This is a genomic window from Proteiniclasticum sp. (genome assembly GCF_032054185.1).
Classification (GTDB): domain Bacteria; phylum Bacillota; class Clostridia; order Clostridiales; family Clostridiaceae; genus Proteiniclasticum.
Window position 1 is genome coordinate 97,203 of sequence record NZ_DAMBTF010000001.1, and the last position, 16,056, is coordinate 113,258.

Annotated in this window: 15 protein-coding genes; 3 read left to right on the top strand and 12 right to left on the bottom strand. The window is 43.5% G+C overall.

The annotated features are described in order from the left end of the window. Window positions 1-82: 82 nt before the first annotated feature. The 5 genes from RTX25_RS00425 to RTX25_RS00445 all read right to left on the bottom strand — a co-directional run bounded on the left by RTX25_RS00425 (window position 83) and on the right by RTX25_RS00445 (window position 4,416). Window positions 83-1,126, bottom strand: a complete 1,044-nt coding sequence (locus RTX25_RS00425; protein ID WP_312649310.1) for an ABC transporter substrate-binding protein — start codon at window positions 1,124-1,126, stop codon at window positions 83-85. A 62-nt stretch (window positions 1,127-1,188) separates the two neighbouring features. After that, on the bottom strand, window positions 1,189-1,977 hold the full coding sequence (locus tag RTX25_RS00430) for an ABC transporter permease (RefSeq protein WP_312649312.1): 789 nt from the start codon (window positions 1,975-1,977) through the stop codon (window positions 1,189-1,191). Further along, window positions 1,971-2,807, bottom strand: a complete 837-nt coding sequence (locus RTX25_RS00435) for an ABC transporter permease (RefSeq protein WP_312649496.1) — start codon at window positions 2,805-2,807, stop codon at window positions 1,971-1,973. The genes RTX25_RS00430 and RTX25_RS00435 overlap by 7 nt, the downstream gene beginning before the upstream one ends. 2 nt (window positions 2,808-2,809) lie before the next feature. Continuing rightward, the gene (gene potA, locus RTX25_RS00440) at window positions 2,810-3,859 is read right to left on the bottom strand and encodes a spermidine/putrescine ABC transporter ATP-binding protein (protein ID WP_312649314.1); all 1,050 of its coding nucleotides are present in this window, start codon (window positions 3,857-3,859) and stop codon (window positions 2,810-2,812) included. 17 nt (window positions 3,860-3,876) lie between these two features. After that, window positions 3,877-4,416, bottom strand: coding sequence for a cupin domain-containing protein (locus RTX25_RS00445; RefSeq protein WP_312649316.1), 540 nt, complete (start codon window positions 4,414-4,416; stop codon window positions 3,877-3,879). Window positions 4,417-4,770: 354 nt separating this feature from the next. Between RTX25_RS00445 and ybaK the strand changes: the two genes are divergently transcribed. After that, on the top strand, window positions 4,771-5,268 hold the full coding sequence (gene ybaK, locus RTX25_RS00450) for a Cys-tRNA(Pro) deacylase (protein ID WP_312649317.1): 498 nt from the start codon (window positions 4,771-4,773) through the stop codon (window positions 5,266-5,268). 79 nt (window positions 5,269-5,347) lie between these two features. Here the strand turns inward: ybaK and RTX25_RS00455 are convergent, their stop codons facing one another. Both RTX25_RS00455 and RTX25_RS00460 read right to left on the bottom strand, forming a co-directional pair. Next, the gene (locus RTX25_RS00455; protein WP_312649319.1) at window positions 5,348-5,950 is read right to left on the bottom strand and encodes a nitroreductase family protein; all 603 of its coding nucleotides are present in this window, start codon (window positions 5,948-5,950) and stop codon (window positions 5,348-5,350) included. A 17-nt stretch (window positions 5,951-5,967) separates the two neighbouring features. Then, a complete protein-coding gene (locus tag RTX25_RS00460) occupies window positions 5,968-6,627 on the bottom strand; it encodes a DsbA family oxidoreductase (RefSeq protein WP_312649321.1) in 660 nt (219 codons plus the stop codon). A gap of 225 nt (window positions 6,628-6,852) precedes the next feature. On the opposite strand from RTX25_RS00460, the gene RTX25_RS00465 reads away from it, so the two are divergent. Next, window positions 6,853-7,179 (top strand): PTS sugar transporter subunit IIB, encoded by a 327-nt coding sequence (locus RTX25_RS00465; protein WP_312649322.1) that lies wholly within the window; start codon window positions 6,853-6,855, stop codon window positions 7,177-7,179. Between the two features lie 132 nt (window positions 7,180-7,311). Here RTX25_RS00465 and RTX25_RS00470 read toward each other — a convergent pair whose 3' ends face one another. From RTX25_RS00470 to RTX25_RS00490, 5 genes are all read right to left on the bottom strand, one after another. After that, a complete protein-coding gene (locus RTX25_RS00470; protein WP_312649323.1) occupies window positions 7,312-8,523 on the bottom strand; it encodes an O-antigen ligase family protein in 1,212 nt (403 codons plus the stop codon). A 90-nt stretch (window positions 8,524-8,613) separates the two neighbouring features. After that, complete coding sequence (locus RTX25_RS00475) at window positions 8,614-8,802, bottom strand: ferredoxin (protein WP_312649324.1); 189 nt, start codon at window positions 8,800-8,802, stop codon at window positions 8,614-8,616. Between the two features lie 90 nt (window positions 8,803-8,892). Further along, window positions 8,893-9,840, bottom strand: coding sequence for a DUF4097 family beta strand repeat-containing protein (locus tag RTX25_RS00480; RefSeq protein WP_312649325.1), 948 nt, complete (start codon window positions 9,838-9,840; stop codon window positions 8,893-8,895). 25 nt (window positions 9,841-9,865) lie between these two features. Next, a complete protein-coding gene (locus tag RTX25_RS00485; protein WP_312649326.1) occupies window positions 9,866-10,216 on the bottom strand; it encodes a hypothetical protein in 351 nt (116 codons plus the stop codon). A 170-nt stretch (window positions 10,217-10,386) separates the two neighbouring features. Beyond that, complete coding sequence (locus tag RTX25_RS00490) at window positions 10,387-10,680, bottom strand: hypothetical protein (protein WP_312649328.1); 294 nt, start codon at window positions 10,678-10,680, stop codon at window positions 10,387-10,389. 526 nt (window positions 10,681-11,206) lie between these two features. Between RTX25_RS00490 and RTX25_RS00495 the strand changes: the two genes are divergently transcribed. Continuing rightward, a complete protein-coding gene (locus RTX25_RS00495) occupies window positions 11,207-16,045 on the top strand; it encodes a cytidyltransferase (protein WP_312649329.1) in 4,839 nt (1,612 codons plus the stop codon). The last annotated feature ends 11 nt before the right edge of the window (window positions 16,046-16,056 follow it).

Genomic DNA, 16,056 nt, shown 5'->3' on the forward strand with positions numbered 1-16,056 from the left:
TCCTGATTCATATGATCACATAGAATAATATTATTACGGACAAAATAAAACCGGAGGTTTCCCTCCGGTCCTTTGATTCTTTTTAGTTGGATGATGTGATTTCGGTCCAGATTCTGTCGTAGACACTCAGGACATCAGAAGGATCTCTGAAGATCTCTGTGTTCTCCAGCACTTCATCAGAAGGATAAGCGATCGGACTGTTTCTGATTTCCTCCGGAAGCATTTCCACCGCTTCAGTAATCGGCGTAGAATAACCGATATAGTCGACGTTCTGAATGGCGATGTCAGGTCTTAACATGAAGTTGATGAACTTTTCTGCACCCGTCTTGTTGGAAACGCTCTTTGGAATGACCATGGAGTCGAACCAGATGTTTGTGCCTTCTTCAGGGATGGCATAGTCAAGATTCGGATTCTCTTCGATCATATACATGGCATCTCCTGACCAGACAAGGCCCAGTGCCGCTTCTTCGGCAATCAGGGCATCCTTGATGTCATCACCAAGATACGCATAGACGATAGGTTTCTGCTTGATCAGCTCATCTCTCGCTTCTTCCAGTTCACCGATGTCCCTTGTGTTCATGGAGTAGCCGAGTCTTAGGAGGGATACACCGATAGTGTCTCTCTGGCTGTTCAGCATAAGGATTTCGTCCTTGTACTTTTCATCCCAGAGAATGTCCCATGAAGTCACAGGCTCATTTACCATAGTCTTGTTGTAGAGAATACCGAAGGTACCCCACATGTATGGTGCTGAGTAGGCATTTTCAGGATCGAAGACCAGATCCTGGAAGCTTGGGTCGATCTTTTCCTTGTTAGGGATGTTGTTCCAGTCAAGCGGAACGATGAGGTCTTCATTGATTGCTCTTTCGATGGTGTAGTCGGATAAGAAGGCCACATCGTAGGAGCTTCCACCCTGCTTCAGTTTGGTGTAGATATCTTCGTTGTTTGCATAGGTGTCATAGTTGACTTCAATTCCTGTCTCTTCCGTAAACTGTTCCAGGACATCGAAATTGATGTAGTCTCCGAAATTATAGACATTGATTGTCTCTTTCTTTTCTCCGCAGGCGCTAAGTGCAAATAGTGATGCACCGATCAGTGATGCCGAGATGATTTTCTTCATATTCTTCATGGTATTCCTCCCTGTCTGACCCGTTTTTTTACCGGGTCTATACTGTTTTATTGAACTGATTTCTATCCGCTGAATTCTTCCTCGTCCTTTCTTCCGATTTTATTGATCACAAGAAGCAGGATGAAGAAACCGATAAGCATGAATGTGGACAGCGCGTTGATCACCGGATTGATGCCTCGTCTTGCCATAGAAAAGATGAGGATGGAAAGGTTCTGTACGCCATGCCCTGTGGTGAAGAAGCTGATGGCAAAATCATCCACAGACAAGGTGAATGCCAGAAGCGCACCTGTCACGATACCCGGCATGATTTCCGGGATGATCACTTTCCATAAGGCATACAGAGGCTTTGCACCAAGATCCATGGCTGCTTCAGCAAGATGTACATTCATCTGCTTAAGTTTTGGAAGAACCGCAAGTACCACATAAGGTGTGCAGAAAGTGATGTGTGAAAGAAGGACTGTGGCAAGACCGAAATCCAGTCCCATGAACCGGTAAAGCGCAATAAGCGATACAGCGATGACGACATCCGGATTAAGAATCGGCAGATAGTTGAGATTTAGTGCCAACTGCTTGAACGGACCCTTTCTAGAAAAATGGATACCGATTGCTGCAAGTGTGCCAAGAGTCGTCGCCACAACAGTCGTGACCGCTGCAATGATCATGGTATTGGAAAGCGCTTTCAGGACTTCACGATTGGAGAACAGATCCTGATACCACTTCAGGGTAAATCCGGTAAATGCACCTCTTGATTTGGACTCATTAAAAGAATAGATAATGAGGATAATGATCGGTGCATAAAGGAAAAGAAAAATCAGTACGGTATAGATGTTTTTAAAGCTCTTTTTTACCATAATGCGCCTCTTCCTCCTTCCAGATCTCCACCGCTCTTATTGGAGATCGCCATGACAAGCAGAATGATGCCCATGAGAATGATGGACATGGTTGAACCGAAATGCCAGTCCCCCGTGTAGATGAACTGCTGCTCGATGACATTACCGATGAGCGTTGTTTTATTTCCACCAAGAAGGTTTGAGATGATGAATGTGGAAACCGCAGGTGTAAACACCATGGTGAATCCGGTCATCACGCCAGGAAGACTTAAGGGAAAGATCACTCTTCTGAAAATCGTCCCTTTGCTGGCACCCAGGTCCTCTGCCGCTTCAATGAGCTTACCGTCCATTTTGACCAGAACAGAATAGATGGGCAGGACCATAAAAGGCAGAAAATTATAGACCATGCCAAGAATAACCGAACCGTTGTTGTAGAGAAGTTCCAGGGATTCAAATCCAAGAAAGTTCAAAAATGAATTGATGATTCCGTTTTTACCAAGGATCGTAAGCCAGGCATACGTCCTCAGGAGAAAATTCATCCACATGGGAATAACGAAAAGAAGAATCATATTGTTCCTTGTCTTCGCGCTTCTCTTGCTTGCAATGATATAGGCAATGGGATAGCCAAGCAGAAAGCAGATGAGTGTTGAAATCACGGACAAAAGAAGCGATCTTGTCATCACCTCAAGATAGATGGGTGAGAGAAACCGTCTGAAATTGTCCAGGCTGAATCTGAAGGTATCATAGTTCCTGCTGTCCCCTGTGGTAAATGCAAAATAGACCACAAGGAAGAGCGGTACAAGGATAAAGATGACCATCCACAGAACATATGGATAGGCGACCTTCTTCATTTTCAAGACGCCTCACCTCTTTTCATGATGTGAATCGAATCAGGAAGAATCTTCATCCCGATTGTTTCTCCCTGGGGAGCCATTGCTGTACTCTGAATGAGATACTTGAAGCCCTTTACATCCACGACCATCTCATAATGCACACCTTTGAAGGTCACTTCCTCAACGAGCCCTCTGAGCTGAGCCTCTTTCGCATCGGTCATGATGATGTCTTCGGGTCTGATGACCACTTCTACAGGTTCATCATGAGTGAACCCCTTGTCGACGCAGGGAAACTGAACCCCCTGGAACTCCACAAGGTAATCCTCATGCATGATTCCCGGAAGAATATTCGATTCTCCGATGAACTTTGCCACAAAGGCATTCTTGGGTTCATTATAGATATCAACAGGTGTTCCGATCTGCTGAATAAGGCCTTCATTCATGACCACGATGGTATCACTCATGGTGAGCGCTTCTTCCTGATCATGGGTAACATAGATGAATGTAATGCCTACTCTTTTCTGGATATTTTTCAGCTCGATCTGCATTTCCTTTCTCAGTTTAAGATCAAGAGCTCCAAGGGGTTCATCCAGAAGCAGCACCTTCGGTTCATTGACCAGAGCTCTGGCTATCGCGATTCTCTGCTGCTGGCCGCCTGAAAGTGATTCCACTCCTCTTTTTTCAAAACCCGAAAGATTGACCAGCTTCAGTACATCAGTCACTTTTGCTTTGATCTCTGCTTTGTCCATCTTCTTGATCTTCAGTCCGAAAGCGATATTTTCATACACATCCAGATGGGGAAAAAGCGCATATTTCTGAAAAACGGTATTGACCTGCCTTTCATAAGGAGGGACATCTGTGATGTCCTTTCCTGCAAAAATGACATTCCCTTCCGTAGGTGTCTCAAATCCTGCGATGATTCTGAGGGTTGTGGTTTTTCCGCATCCTGAAGGTCCAAGAAGGGTAAGAAATTCATTCTCTCTGATATAGAGATTCATATTCTCCAGAACGGATGTCTTACCGAAGCTTTTTGATATGTTTTTAAGGTCGATCATGATGTTGCTTGTCATGCTGTTTTGTCCCCTTTCTAGAATATGGGTGGCGTGCTCACCCAGATCACGCTTGCTGAAATTTTTCCTTCATTGGAAAGGTAGTGACCCATACCCGGCTTCAGGTAAAAGCTTTCACCCTTTCTGACTTTATGCTTTTCTATGCCCAGATGAAGTATGATGCTTCCGCTCAACACATATCCGAATTCCTCACCTTCATGGGGAGGCATCTCTTTGGTTCTTCCACCGGGAGCGATCTCCACATGAATAGGTTCCATTGCGTTTTTCTGCGCATTGGGTATTATCCAGTTTATGATGTTCTTGTGCTCATCATTCTCTTTTTCGAAAGCATCCTCCTTACTGAATACAATCTTTTCATCAGTGGTCTCATTAAAGAAGTCCTTCAAGTTGGTACCAAGGCCCTCAAGAATATCCACAAGGGTGGCAATGGACGGCGAAGTCAGATCTCTCTCAAGCTGCGAAATGAACCCTTTAGTCAGTTCACAGCGATTAGCCAGTTCTTCCTGCGTCAGTGCATTCTTTATTCTCAGGTTTTTGATTTTCTCACCGATCTGCATAACGACCTCCCGTTTTTTCTATTTTTTATAAACGCTAAACTTTTTGTTTACCTTAATTAAACTACTTCAATCATTATATAGAAAAGAAATTTCAAAATCAATCCAATTTGCACGAAATTCCCAAGAAATTGAAATCACAGAAAACGAGATGCGGTGATCGTTGATATCACACGTTTACATCGCTAGAGCCGATCCATCTATTCTGATTCTGACTACCCGTTTATTTTGAAATACAAATAAAATGCAAACATGAAGTTTACTTCCACTAAACTGATCTGACTGAATAAAATTATAAATTGTCAATTAATCCACAGAGTGATAAAATGCATCTAAACACCGTTTATGGAGGTAGATATGAAAAAAGTCAAAACCAACGCCATGAGGCTTCTGGATGAAGCGGCCATAAGCTATGAACTTCTTTCCTTCAATCTGAAACAGAATCCGATCACACCGGAATTCATTGCCAAGGAGACCGGTAAGGAAGTGGAAAGAATCTTCAAAACCATCGTGACCGTAGGCAACAGCGGAAATCACTATATTTTCTGTCTGCAGATCATTGAAGAACTGGATTTGAAGAAGGCGGCGAAAGCGGCAGATGAAAAGAGCATTTCCCTCATTGATCAGAATGACCTTATGAAAATCGCAGGATATGAAAAAGGCGGATGCAGCCCAGTAGGCATGAAGAAACTCTACCGTACCTTCTTTGACCAGAAAGCCCTGAGCTTTGAAAAGATCATCGTTTCAGCCGGCAAAAGAGGTTATCAGGTGGAGGTTCCATCAAAGGATCTTCTCTCCGTTACAAAGGGAGAAACCGCTGATCTTCTTATGGAAACCAGAAGCATCTTCAAATAATCCCGAAAGAAAGGAAAGAACCCGTAGGACACAATCGTCTTAAGGGTTCTTTCCTTCTTCTATGAATATGACTGGATGCCTATCCGATCACTTTCAGTCTTTTGGATAGTGGAATATTCTTCTTTTCGCTCGCTTCACCTATCGGATTACCGAATACCAGCTGTCCGATGAGCTTATAATCCTTGCTGATTCCGAATGTTTCAGCCACCTCATCATCAATGAGCGGATTGTAATGCTGAAGTGATGCACCAAGACCTTCATTTTCGAGGGCAGTCCATACAATAAACTGAAGGATGCCGTTTCCCTGATATGCCCAGGGAACGAAGTTCTCCTTGTATAGAGCAAAATCCTCTTCAAGCTTTCTGATCACTTTTGTATCTTCATAGAAAAGCACAGTTCCATAACCTGCCTTGAAGGAGGAAAGCTTTTCCTCTGTTCTTGCAAAATCCTCTGTCGGAACAACCTTCTTCAAAGTATCGCGTACGATATCCCAAAGTTTGTCATGCTGCTCTCCAAAAAGAACCACAACTCTTGCACTCTGCGCATTCATGGCTGATGGTGCATGAAGAGTTGATGTGCCTACGATTTCTTCTATGCGTTCACGGCTTACGATTTCCGTCTTATCCAGTCCATAGTAGGACCTTCTCTTTGCTACTGCTTCTAAAAATATATTTGCACTCATGTTTTCTATCTATTCTCCTATTCTGTCTTTCTTTCTGTTCTTTGCTGTTTCTGTCTTGCCTTGCTGTAGATATTCTGGAACGCTTCCTTGGGCTGTGCACCGCTGACCGCATATTTCCCGTCAAAAAGGAAGTGCGGTACACCACGGATTCCTAAAGCTTCCGCTTTTTTACGGTCTGAAACCACGCTGTCATGGTGCTGTTCCGAATCAAGAAGTTCTGCAGTCTCCTTTTCATCAATCCCGGCTTCCACGGCTGCCGATGTGATTGAATCTCTGTCATTCAGACTGAGTCCCTTCACAAAATGAGCTTTAAACAAAGCTTCGATCATTTCTTCTTCTCTGCCTTTTTCTCTGGCCAGATGGATCAGTCTGTGCAGGTCATGGGTGTTCGCACCTCTGGTTTCGAAAATGTTCATTTCCAGACCATTTCTCTCCGCCATCATCTGAACGCCTTCCATTCTCTGTTTTGCCTCTTCAAGACTGAACCCGTATTTGTCTGCCAGTGATCTGACGGAGTTCTCGGATTCTGTTCTGCTTGCCATAGGATTAAGTTCATAACTTCTATTGATGACTTCTATGTCTTCTCCTTCAGGAAGTTCTTTCAGAAACTCTGAAAAAGTGTGCTTTCCGATATAGCAGAAAGGACAGACAATGTCGGACCATATTTCTACCTTCAATATATTCACTCACTTTCTTTATGCATTTACGTGGAGAACATCCACTTAGATTCATTATATCATTAAATTATATTTTATACAATTTTATTTGATGAAATCCAATAACCGTGAAGAAACTGATAATTTTATCTGCATTTCCTGCCTTGTTCCATGTTTGTCCCTCATGTCTATGGTAAAATGGAATCAGGTCAAGATATCGTACAATCAGTGAGGAGGTCATTCATAATGATTAAAATTGTTCTTTTCTGTTCCACAGGTTTATCCACCAACCTGCTCATCAGAAAAATGGAAAATGCGGCAGAAGGAAAAGACATCGAAATCAATGTCCAGTCCTATCCTGAATCGCTCATGAAGAAATACATCAAAGACGCAGATGTAGTCCTTATCGGCCCTCAGGTGAAACACGCCCTTAATGAAATCAAGGAAGAATGTGATCGCCACAATGTGCCGCTGGAGGTCATCTCCACCAGAGATTACGGGTATATGGACGGTGAGAAAGTACTGAGCCAGGCCTTAAGACTTTTCAGTCTGCACAAAGAATCCAAAGAATAGTTAAGGTTTAAGCATCGGCTGAAAAGCCAGCCGAAATAGATGAGAGCGTTCCTTCAGCATATTGAAGAAACGCTCTTTTTGATTTGTGTTCTTTTTTAACTGATAAAATTACATGCTCGGCTTAGGCGAATGCTATATTTTCGTTATACCCTTCCACTTGGCATCACCATGGAGAATACCCATGAGGATGGTTATGGAATAGACAATTTTGGCATCCACAAGATAGCTGTCCATGATCCCCACAAGAATCAGAACAGTCATGGATACGAGTACACCTACATACATGACCTTCAGTACCGGCTGAACTTTCACCGATTTCGAATACTGAAGAATCCCTCTCATCTTGAAGATGATGATGAGTGCTCCGAGTACAAGACCGATGATGCCCATTTCCATGACCACCTGAATCACTGCATTGTAGGGCTTATTCACCAGTTCCAGATTGAGAAGCTCCGATCTTCCGATCATAAACCGTCCAAAGGTTTCATCGAAGGTGTTGAAGCCCTTGCCGAAAAAGATTGTGCTTAGATTCTCCTTCACCACCTGAATGTAGAAGGACAGTCTGCTCATTTCACCGCTCAGCGCAAAAAACTGGCCATGTCTTTTCGAGAAGACCGGAATGAGCACTATGAAAAGGCCAGTTGGTATCAGTGCGATGAGGAACTTCAAAGAATACAGGAAAGACAGCATACCAAGGCCCAGGAACACGCAGATGACTGCAATCCTTGATCCTGTCATGAATACTGAAATGAGTGCAACGCTCAGCACAAAAAGGTAAAACCTGGACTCATGATTTTCATCCTTATAGATATAAAGCCCGAGAGCCGGAAACAGCGGAATCAGCATGAAGTAGGCAAGGAGCGGTGCGTTTTCCATGAAGGATACATTGGTCAGCGGATCAAAAGGAATGCCCCTTATGATTTCATCATATACCACCTGTCCCACATGATACAGGCCTACAAGAAGACCTGAAAGAAAATAAGCCCTGACTAGCGGAATGATGAAGTTCGGTCTGTTCAGTTCATATTTCAGTATAAAAAACAGAATAAACGCCGACCCGTAGATCATGATACCCTTGAGTGTGGACAGGGGGTTTATGGAATAGGTGATGGTTACGACCTGAAGAATAAGGAACAGAAAAGTGGACAGGCCATACGCCAGCTTATTATGCCTTCTGCCTCTTCTTAGCTTCTGATAGGCATCCTTGTCTACATATAGATGCACAACAAAATAAAGGCCCATGAATATCCCCACATAAGGGGTATATTTTCCTGGAACCAGAGGGTACAGTACAATGGATATAAGCATAAGCTTGAACAGCTGATTTCTGCCGAATAATTCCATGATTTCCTCCATGAAGCGAAATATATAACAAATATACACTATTTCGAGGCAGAATAAAAGAGACCCTAAGGTCTCTTTAAATACACATTTTTATTCTAATGTGATTGCAGCTACTGGGCAGCTTTCTACAGCTTCCTCAGCAACGTCTTCGTCTCCTGCTGGAACTTCGTCCACCATTGGATATGCCTTTCCATCATCATTCATATCGAATATTGATGGTGCAACGCTTGGACAAACTCCGCATCCGATGCAAAGATCCTGATCAACTACTGGCTTCATATACAACACCCCTTTTATACTTTATACCCTTATTATAATTAAGATTATCACAAAGTCTATGAACAAATTGTAAACTTTTTGTACAACTTGCTAATATTTGATGCTGATTCGTCCTGAAACCGTTGATACTTCTAGGTTTGGGCCATTGCCTCCGCTTTTCTTCATGGATTGTGAAGATTGATTGACTCCGTCTTCATCCTCAACAGAAATGCTTCCGCTGACACTGGAGAGATTATACTGAGGTTCCTGTGTCTCTTCAAACTCTACAGAAACCGCACCAGAGATGGTCTCGATTTCCGAATCAGCTTTCAGTGCAAGTGCGGTGATGTCTATGCTGCCGGAAACAGACTCAAGTGCAAAGCTGTCTTTTACTCCTGTTGCCGTGATCTTTCCGGAGATGCTGTCTCCTTCAAGATGATTCACTTCACTGTAGCTGAGGAACTGTCCGGAGATGGTCGCAAACTCGATCTTCTCATGCTTCCCGTTTTCCAGAATGATGTCGCCTGATATATTGTCCACATCCACTTCTTTGGCATTGATGCCATCGATCGTGATTTCTCCTGATACATTCTCGAACTCCACATCCCCAAGATATTCCGTAGGGATCATGAGTTCCATATCAAGATCGTAATCTCCACCCATGGAGAATTTCAGTCCATTGATGTCCTTATAAAGGTATATGGCCAGTTCATCGCCTGACTCCTCGATTGTGAGATATCTGTCAAGATACTTTTCAGGCACTTTTCCTTCAAGAGTAAACATGATTTCGTCCCCGTCATAGCCTGTTACAGTAAGATCCCCGACTGGAGTCTCTAGACTGATGTTCTTTTTACCCTCGAGCTGATAGGTACTTTCTTCTGATACATCCACCCCCGTACCGAGATTGATGTTTATGTTGTTTTCATTAAACAGCCTTCTGAAATTGTCTGCAATTTCTCCGGCACCTAATCCTGACTCATAAATGATGTATGCCCCGATGCCCACTGCAACGGATGCAATCACAAGAGTCGTGATGACCACTTTTCTAAAACCGCTCATTTTATTTTCCTCCCGGATGATTTAATTATTCGAGTATTCTTCTAAGTCCCTTCCAGAGTCCGATGATGATTCTTTTCACGATTCGCACGACTACAGCAGTAACCAGTACAAATATGGCAAGAACCGCAATCCCGAAAAAGAACAGTGCAAGCATGGGGATATTGAATCCCGCAGATGCCGGGAATGCCATAATCAGGATTGGAGATGAAAGAAGAACAAGGGCTATTACGAGAAGCAGCAGTGCAGCCGCGAACAGCCCGACGACCAGAGAACCCAGTATACTTATGACGACTGGTCCTAAAAACACAGTAAAAAGTATAAGCGCTATGATTTTTGCTGTCTGATTCGAACCTTTTCCATTTCTATATGGTCCCATGGTGTCCCTCCTTCCTTTTTTCTAAACTATAACCGTCCAGAATTAAAACGGTATTAAAATCAGAGCTAAAGTCAATAATTTGAAAACTCTGTTTTGAAGCAAAATAAAAACCGCCTTTTAAAAAGGCGGAAGGTCACTTTATGAAATGTCAGATCATCCCGGATATGAATTCAATCAATCCGCTTATACAGGTTTTCATTCTTGTATTTTTCCTCCATAATACTGATGAAGCTGAAAATAAAAGCGATAAAGCCCACACCGATGAACATAAGAAAAATAAAGTTACTGCTTCGATCATAAGAACCGACATTATACTTCAGACGACTGTTGGTCTGCAGTACGATGAGAATAAGGGAAATGAGAAACGCTCCAGCGGCATAATAGGTCGGTCTCATTTTTTCTGAGATGAGGAGCACTGTTCCGCCACTGACGAGCAGCTGAGTAGTTAACGAATGATACCACAAATTTACCCCAGCTGGAGCAGTAAAAAGAAAGTACAGCGAGAAAAAAGCACCCATGATTCCACAAAATCCTGCGAGTATCCTACTTTTTTTCAGATAAATTCCTCCTTAGGCATCAGCTTCTCTTCACTCATCATTCCATGAACTCCGAATAGCCCCTATTATTATCGAGTATTGTTAATATTTTGCAATGTAAAGTATCTGTTTGAGGTTGAAGTCAACACCTCATAATTACATTTAAATCTCATTATCTGTCATTTTCAATGGATAATGATTATTACATAAGTCATTATATCACGCATTCAAACAAATTGTTTTAAAACAATCTGTGAACACCGAAAGATTTTTATTTTAAATTGAACTTACCCTACTGTGTTATGGTGACAGCTTTACAGGCACCCTTTCTATTCATTCTGAAACAGTTCGGACATCAACCTGCTGATCTCGAATATAAACGGTACCAATCTTTAGTAGAGTATTCCCCATAAACATAATATAATTTAGTTAGATTAAGATTGGGGGGATTATTTTGTCACAGGTTTTAGGACTAAGTGTAATGACAAGCATCAGAAAATCGCTTGCCCTTTCTGGTTTTCTGAAGAAAATCAGATTCTCGAAAAAAGATATTCTGGGCATTGCAGGAGAAAAACACTTTTCTCTTTCTATAGGAAAGCTGCTGGAAAAAAGAGATTACAGCGCACAGAGTCTGTTTTCTCTTGTAAAAGATTCATTCTCACCCCTTGGTGATTTTGCTCGTGTGGATCTTGACATGATTTATGACTATCTCATCATGAAGGTGGATGAGGATGCAAGAGATCGGAAGTTCACCAAGGATGAGCTGGATTTCATGGACATCTTCATCAATATCTATGAAGTGATGCTGAGGAATGAGGAAGTGTCGGGAAGCGACGAGTTCTACGTCACCCACAGCTTTCAGTTTCTCACGAAAAAGGAACTGGAAGAACTGGAGGATGATGAATACAGGCGTTTCATGAAAGCCTTCAGAGAGGATCATATCTATGCCCTTTTCAAGATGTCCCGAGATCTTAAGGGCTTCAATACTCTTGACCATGTAGCGGGTGTGCATCATGTGGGCATGTTCATCGCAAGACAGCTCAAAAATCTTGGACTGCCCATTGACCTTGGACGAGTCTCAGGAGCGCTTGCCGGTCATGATATCGGAAAATATGGCGTAAAGCTCTCAGAAATGAGAAGAGTCCCTTATCTTCATTACTATTACTCGGATATCTGGTTCAAAAAACATGGAATCGACTATATCCGTAACATCGCGGTCAATCACAGCACCTGGGATCTTGAACTTGAAAATCTTTCTCTTGAAGCGCTTGTTCTCATCTACTCCGATTTCAGGGTAAAAAACAGGCTTGTGGACGGTAAGGATGAGATGTTCATCTATCCTTTAGATGAGTCCTTCGATGTCATCCTGGAAAAGCTCGATAATGTGGATGAATCAAAGAAAAGACGATATGAGAGGGTCTATGCGAAACTGAGAGACTTTGAAGACTATCTTTCAAGCCTCGGTGTAGAAGTTCGCGTCTCCACTAAAGAAGAGAACAGGAAAATCATTGATACCCGTAAAAACATCCGAAGCCTCAAAAAACCTGCCATCTGCTTCGGCGATGAAATCATCAGTCGTCTTAAGTATCATGCCATCGATCACAACATCAAGGTCATGAACCTTCTGAGAAACGAATACAGCATGGACACATTGCTTGAAGAAGCTCGATCCTTAAGGGACTGGAGAGACCTCAGAGAATATATCCGTATTTTCGAAGAATACTCCACCTATCTCACCCAGGGGCAGAAACTTCAGGTAATCGGCTTTCTTATGGAATGCCTGATCCATCCAGAAGATGATATAAGGTATCATAGCGCAGAAATGCTCGGCGCAATCATAGGAATCTTCGATGAGGATTACAGAAAGGAGCTTCCCCTTGAGGAAGTGGCACCGTCATCCAATATTTCCGGGATGAGGCTTCTCGAGGAAACCGTAAAGAAGATTCTCTATCCAGGTCATAAGGTCATCGACAGCCATAAGACCCATCTCGGGTATTCCTTCGCCACTATGGTGAAGTCGCTCTTTGAGAAGCTTCCCGAAGCAAGAAAGGGAGAGTACACAGATATTCTTGAAAAATACTATGTGGACATCAGCCCCAAGAGACAGGAGACGAATATCTTTCTCACTGAAGCCATAAAATATATTCCCTTCGAAAGAACCCTTAAAGAGAAATTCTACAGGACCATCTTTGAAGGCAGCCTTGTACAGAGAATTGCGGTGCTTGAACTCATCACCACAAGCTACAGCGAAAGCCATTTTACAGACGATTTTGTCCTTTACCTCAAAGAGCGTATCAAAAAGGTATCCAAAAAGACCGACATCACAGAAGTCTTCCTCTATATGAAGATGTGCGGACAGTTCGGTATGGACCAGAGGAGAGAAGCCCTTGAAGAAAATCTGAAAACCAGAAAAGAAGAAATGGAAGAAGTGTTTCTGAACAACCTGAAGACAGCCACTCACTGGATCGTGAAGAGAAACAGCATCAGGCTTCTGGTGTTCTACACTCTAGATGGTGAACTCATTTCTCCTATTAATACCGCCCTTCACCTGTGTAATCTGCTTAAGGTGTCTGCCATCGAATCCGTAAGAAGAACAGCAGGCAACGCCCTTCTTACACTGATGAGGATGCTTTCTTCCTATGAAAAGAATGAGGTTGCCGTCGAGCTCCTGCGCGCACTGGAAATTGAAGGTCACCGATTTACGGAGTATATTCCGAAGCCTTTAGGTAAGGTTCTCCTTCATCTTGAACTCAAAGAGTTCGACGAAATCATCGACGATCTGCTCATCAAGGTGAAAACAGCCAATCCCTCAGTAAAGACTCTGGTCATCAAGACTCTGGGCACAACCCTTGAGTCCTTTATCCAGTTCGGTATGAGGGGCACAGAACTTAAGGAAGAGGAGAAGACAGAGAGGATCAAGAGCATGCTCAGTGTCCTTCTGTTCGGGCTGGCCGACTATGAAAATCTGACGGTCAGAGCAGCATTCACAACCATCGGAAAAGTGATTTTCGCCTCGGATGTTCTGACCCTCGAGCGCAAGAACAACATCTTCCTCTATATCAACAAAAAGCTCATCACGCTTCTGACCAACGAAACCGGAAATCTTCTTTTCCTCTGTCAGAGCGTCGGCTTAAACAACATCTACCGTTTTATGAGCGACTACCTTCATGAAAATGAAGTGTTTACCCATAGAAGTGCCGAGAAGTACGCATTCTTCCCCGGCACCTTCGATCCGTTTACCCTGTCACACCTGGCCATAGCAAAGCTCATCCGGGACAAAGGCTACGAAGTCTACCTGTCCATAGACGAGTTCTCCTGGTCAAAGAAAACACTGCCGAACAACGTCAGGAGAAGAATCCTTGAGATGAGCACTGCCGGGGAGCTTGGACTCTACCTATTCCCTGAAGATATCCCTGTAAACATCTCAAACGAGAACGATCTTCTGAAACTGAAGAACATCTTCAATGAACTTGTCTTCATGGTCTGCGGAAGCGATGTGATCCTGAACGCTTCAAGCTATAAGCAGAGCCCTACAGAGCATTCCATCCATCAGATCAATCATCTGGTTTTTGACCGTACGCGAATAAAGAGTGCCAGAAAGACCATCGAGAGCACCTTGAGCCATGTGGTCTTCATGGATCTGCCTAAAGACCTCAAAGAAGTCAGTTCAACGAAGATCAGAACCAATATCGATGAAAACAGAGACATCTCCACCCTCATCGATCCCATGGCTCAGAATTACATCTATCTCAACGGATTCTATCAGAAGGTTCCAGTAGACAAATCCCAGGTCAGCCTGACATTTTTAGAGAAGCATATCTATAGAGAACTTGACCCTATGCTCATTCAGGTGATTGATACGCTCTTCCCTACAAACAGAAGCGTCATCACACGATTTGTGAGAGATACCTTCCAGAAGCCATCTGGAAGAGTACTGGCACTGGTAGACAGGACAAGCGGAAAGCCCATAGGCATGAGCATCTTCCACTGGGCAAGAAGCGAAAACCTTCTGCATGAAGTGAAATCCTCGCTCTTTGCGGATAAGGTGCGTGAGCTCAACCTTGGAAGAATCATGGTTCTTGATGGACTCTATGTATCGTCACCGGATCGTCTGAGAAACTATCATCAGATACTACTGACGGAAACGCTGTCCTTCGGGGTTTCAAGGGACTACGAATGTGCCCTCTTCATCCCCAGAAACAAGACCCTGAAAGACGAGAAATTCATCTCGCTCCTTGGTCTGTATAACTTCAAAACCCTGGACTATCATGAATCCATATACTATACGGATATGAGCACACCGATTGCTCTGAACCTTGATATGGAGAATATTCTCAAGGATCCGTTCAGAAATCACCAGAGGGTGAGAAGTGTCATCCAGAGCACAAGAGAAAACCTGATGAAAGCCATCGGGGAGCTTTATCCCGGCAATCTCATTCTTCCCTTTGAACCGCTCATGCTGCAGCAGGGCATCATAAGCCTTGTCTGTCTGGAGAACGAGGTATCCATGGAAGAGCAGAGGCCAAGAGTTCTCGGTAAATATATGTGCGTGCCTTACGGAGACGTTCTGGACCGCTCGGTGGTTCCGAACACCGTAACAAAGTCCCTTCACACAGAGAAGTATTTCAGTTCCGATATGAAAGGCTTTGCCATCAAGGAAGTGCCGTTCTATCTGAGCCTTGAAAATCAGGTGAAGACCCTCTCCTCCTTCAAGAGACCGGTCATCCTTGTAGACACAATACTTCATAAGGGCTATCGCATGAATGCGCTGAGTCCTCTATTTAAAACACAGAACATCGAAGTCAGGAAGATCATAACAGGAATCCTTTCCGCCAAGGGAATGGACATGATGTCCGGCAAGGAATATCAGGTAGATGGTGTATACTACATCCCACGGCTGAAAGCCTGGTTCAACGAAAAGGATCTTTATCCCTTCATGGGCGGAGATGCGCTGTGGCGTGGAGAATTCCCCAAGCGTAATCTGATCGAGTCCATCAATCTTATTCTCCCCTACACGACCCCCACTTTCATCATGGATGCAGGCGCCAAAAAGGTCTATGACCTCTCCAGGATCTCCATTGAAAATGCCATGATGATTCTGACGGTGATTGAAGAGGAATTCCACAGGGTGTATGAGAGAAAGCTCACCTTGTCTTCTCTGGGACAGGTCTTCACCATGCCAAGAGTGCCCGACAAAGGAAGAGATCTGAAATATGACCTGTATAAGGCACCGACCTATTATCTGAGCTCAGATCTCGAAGAACTGAAACGACTGGAAAAACTGATACTTTAAGGAGACAGCAC

What these genes read in the sequence shown, in the direction of transcription:
- RTX25_RS00425 (WP_312649310.1), bottom strand. Translation starts at nt 1,126, where the DNA reads ATGAAGAATATGAAGAAAATCATCTCGGCATCACTGATCGGTGCATCA.
- RTX25_RS00430 (WP_312649312.1), bottom strand. Translation starts at nt 1,977, where the DNA reads ATGGTAAAAAAGAGCTTTAAAAACATCTATACCGTACTGATTTTTCTT.
- RTX25_RS00435 (WP_312649496.1), bottom strand. Translation starts at nt 2,807, where the DNA reads ATGAAGAAGGTCGCCTATCCATATGTTCTGTGGATGGTCATCTTTATC.
- potA (WP_312649314.1), bottom strand. Translation starts at nt 3,859, where the DNA reads ATGACAAGCAACATCATGATCGACCTTAAAAACATATCAAAAAGCTTC.
- RTX25_RS00445 (WP_312649316.1), bottom strand. Translation starts at nt 4,416, where the DNA reads ATGCAGATCGGTGAGAAAATCAAAAACCTGAGAATAAAGAATGCACTG.
- ybaK (WP_312649317.1), top strand. Translation starts at nt 4,771, where the DNA reads ATGAAAAAAGTCAAAACCAACGCCATGAGGCTTCTGGATGAAGCGGCC.
- RTX25_RS00455 (WP_312649319.1), bottom strand. Translation starts at nt 5,950, where the DNA reads ATGAGTGCAAATATATTTTTAGAAGCAGTAGCAAAGAGAAGGTCCTAC.
- RTX25_RS00465 (WP_312649322.1), top strand. Translation starts at nt 6,853, where the DNA reads ATGATTAAAATTGTTCTTTTCTGTTCCACAGGTTTATCCACCAACCTG.
- RTX25_RS00470 (WP_312649323.1), bottom strand. Translation starts at nt 8,523, where the DNA reads ATGGAATTATTCGGCAGAAATCAGCTGTTCAAGCTTATGCTTATATCC.
- RTX25_RS00475 (WP_312649324.1), bottom strand. Translation starts at nt 8,802, where the DNA reads ATGAAGCCAGTAGTTGATCAGGATCTTTGCATCGGATGCGGAGTTTGT.
- RTX25_RS00480 (WP_312649325.1), bottom strand. Translation starts at nt 9,840, where the DNA reads ATGAGCGGTTTTAGAAAAGTGGTCATCACGACTCTTGTGATTGCATCC.
- RTX25_RS00485 (WP_312649326.1), bottom strand. Translation starts at nt 10,216, where the DNA reads ATGGGACCATATAGAAATGGAAAAGGTTCGAATCAGACAGCAAAAATC.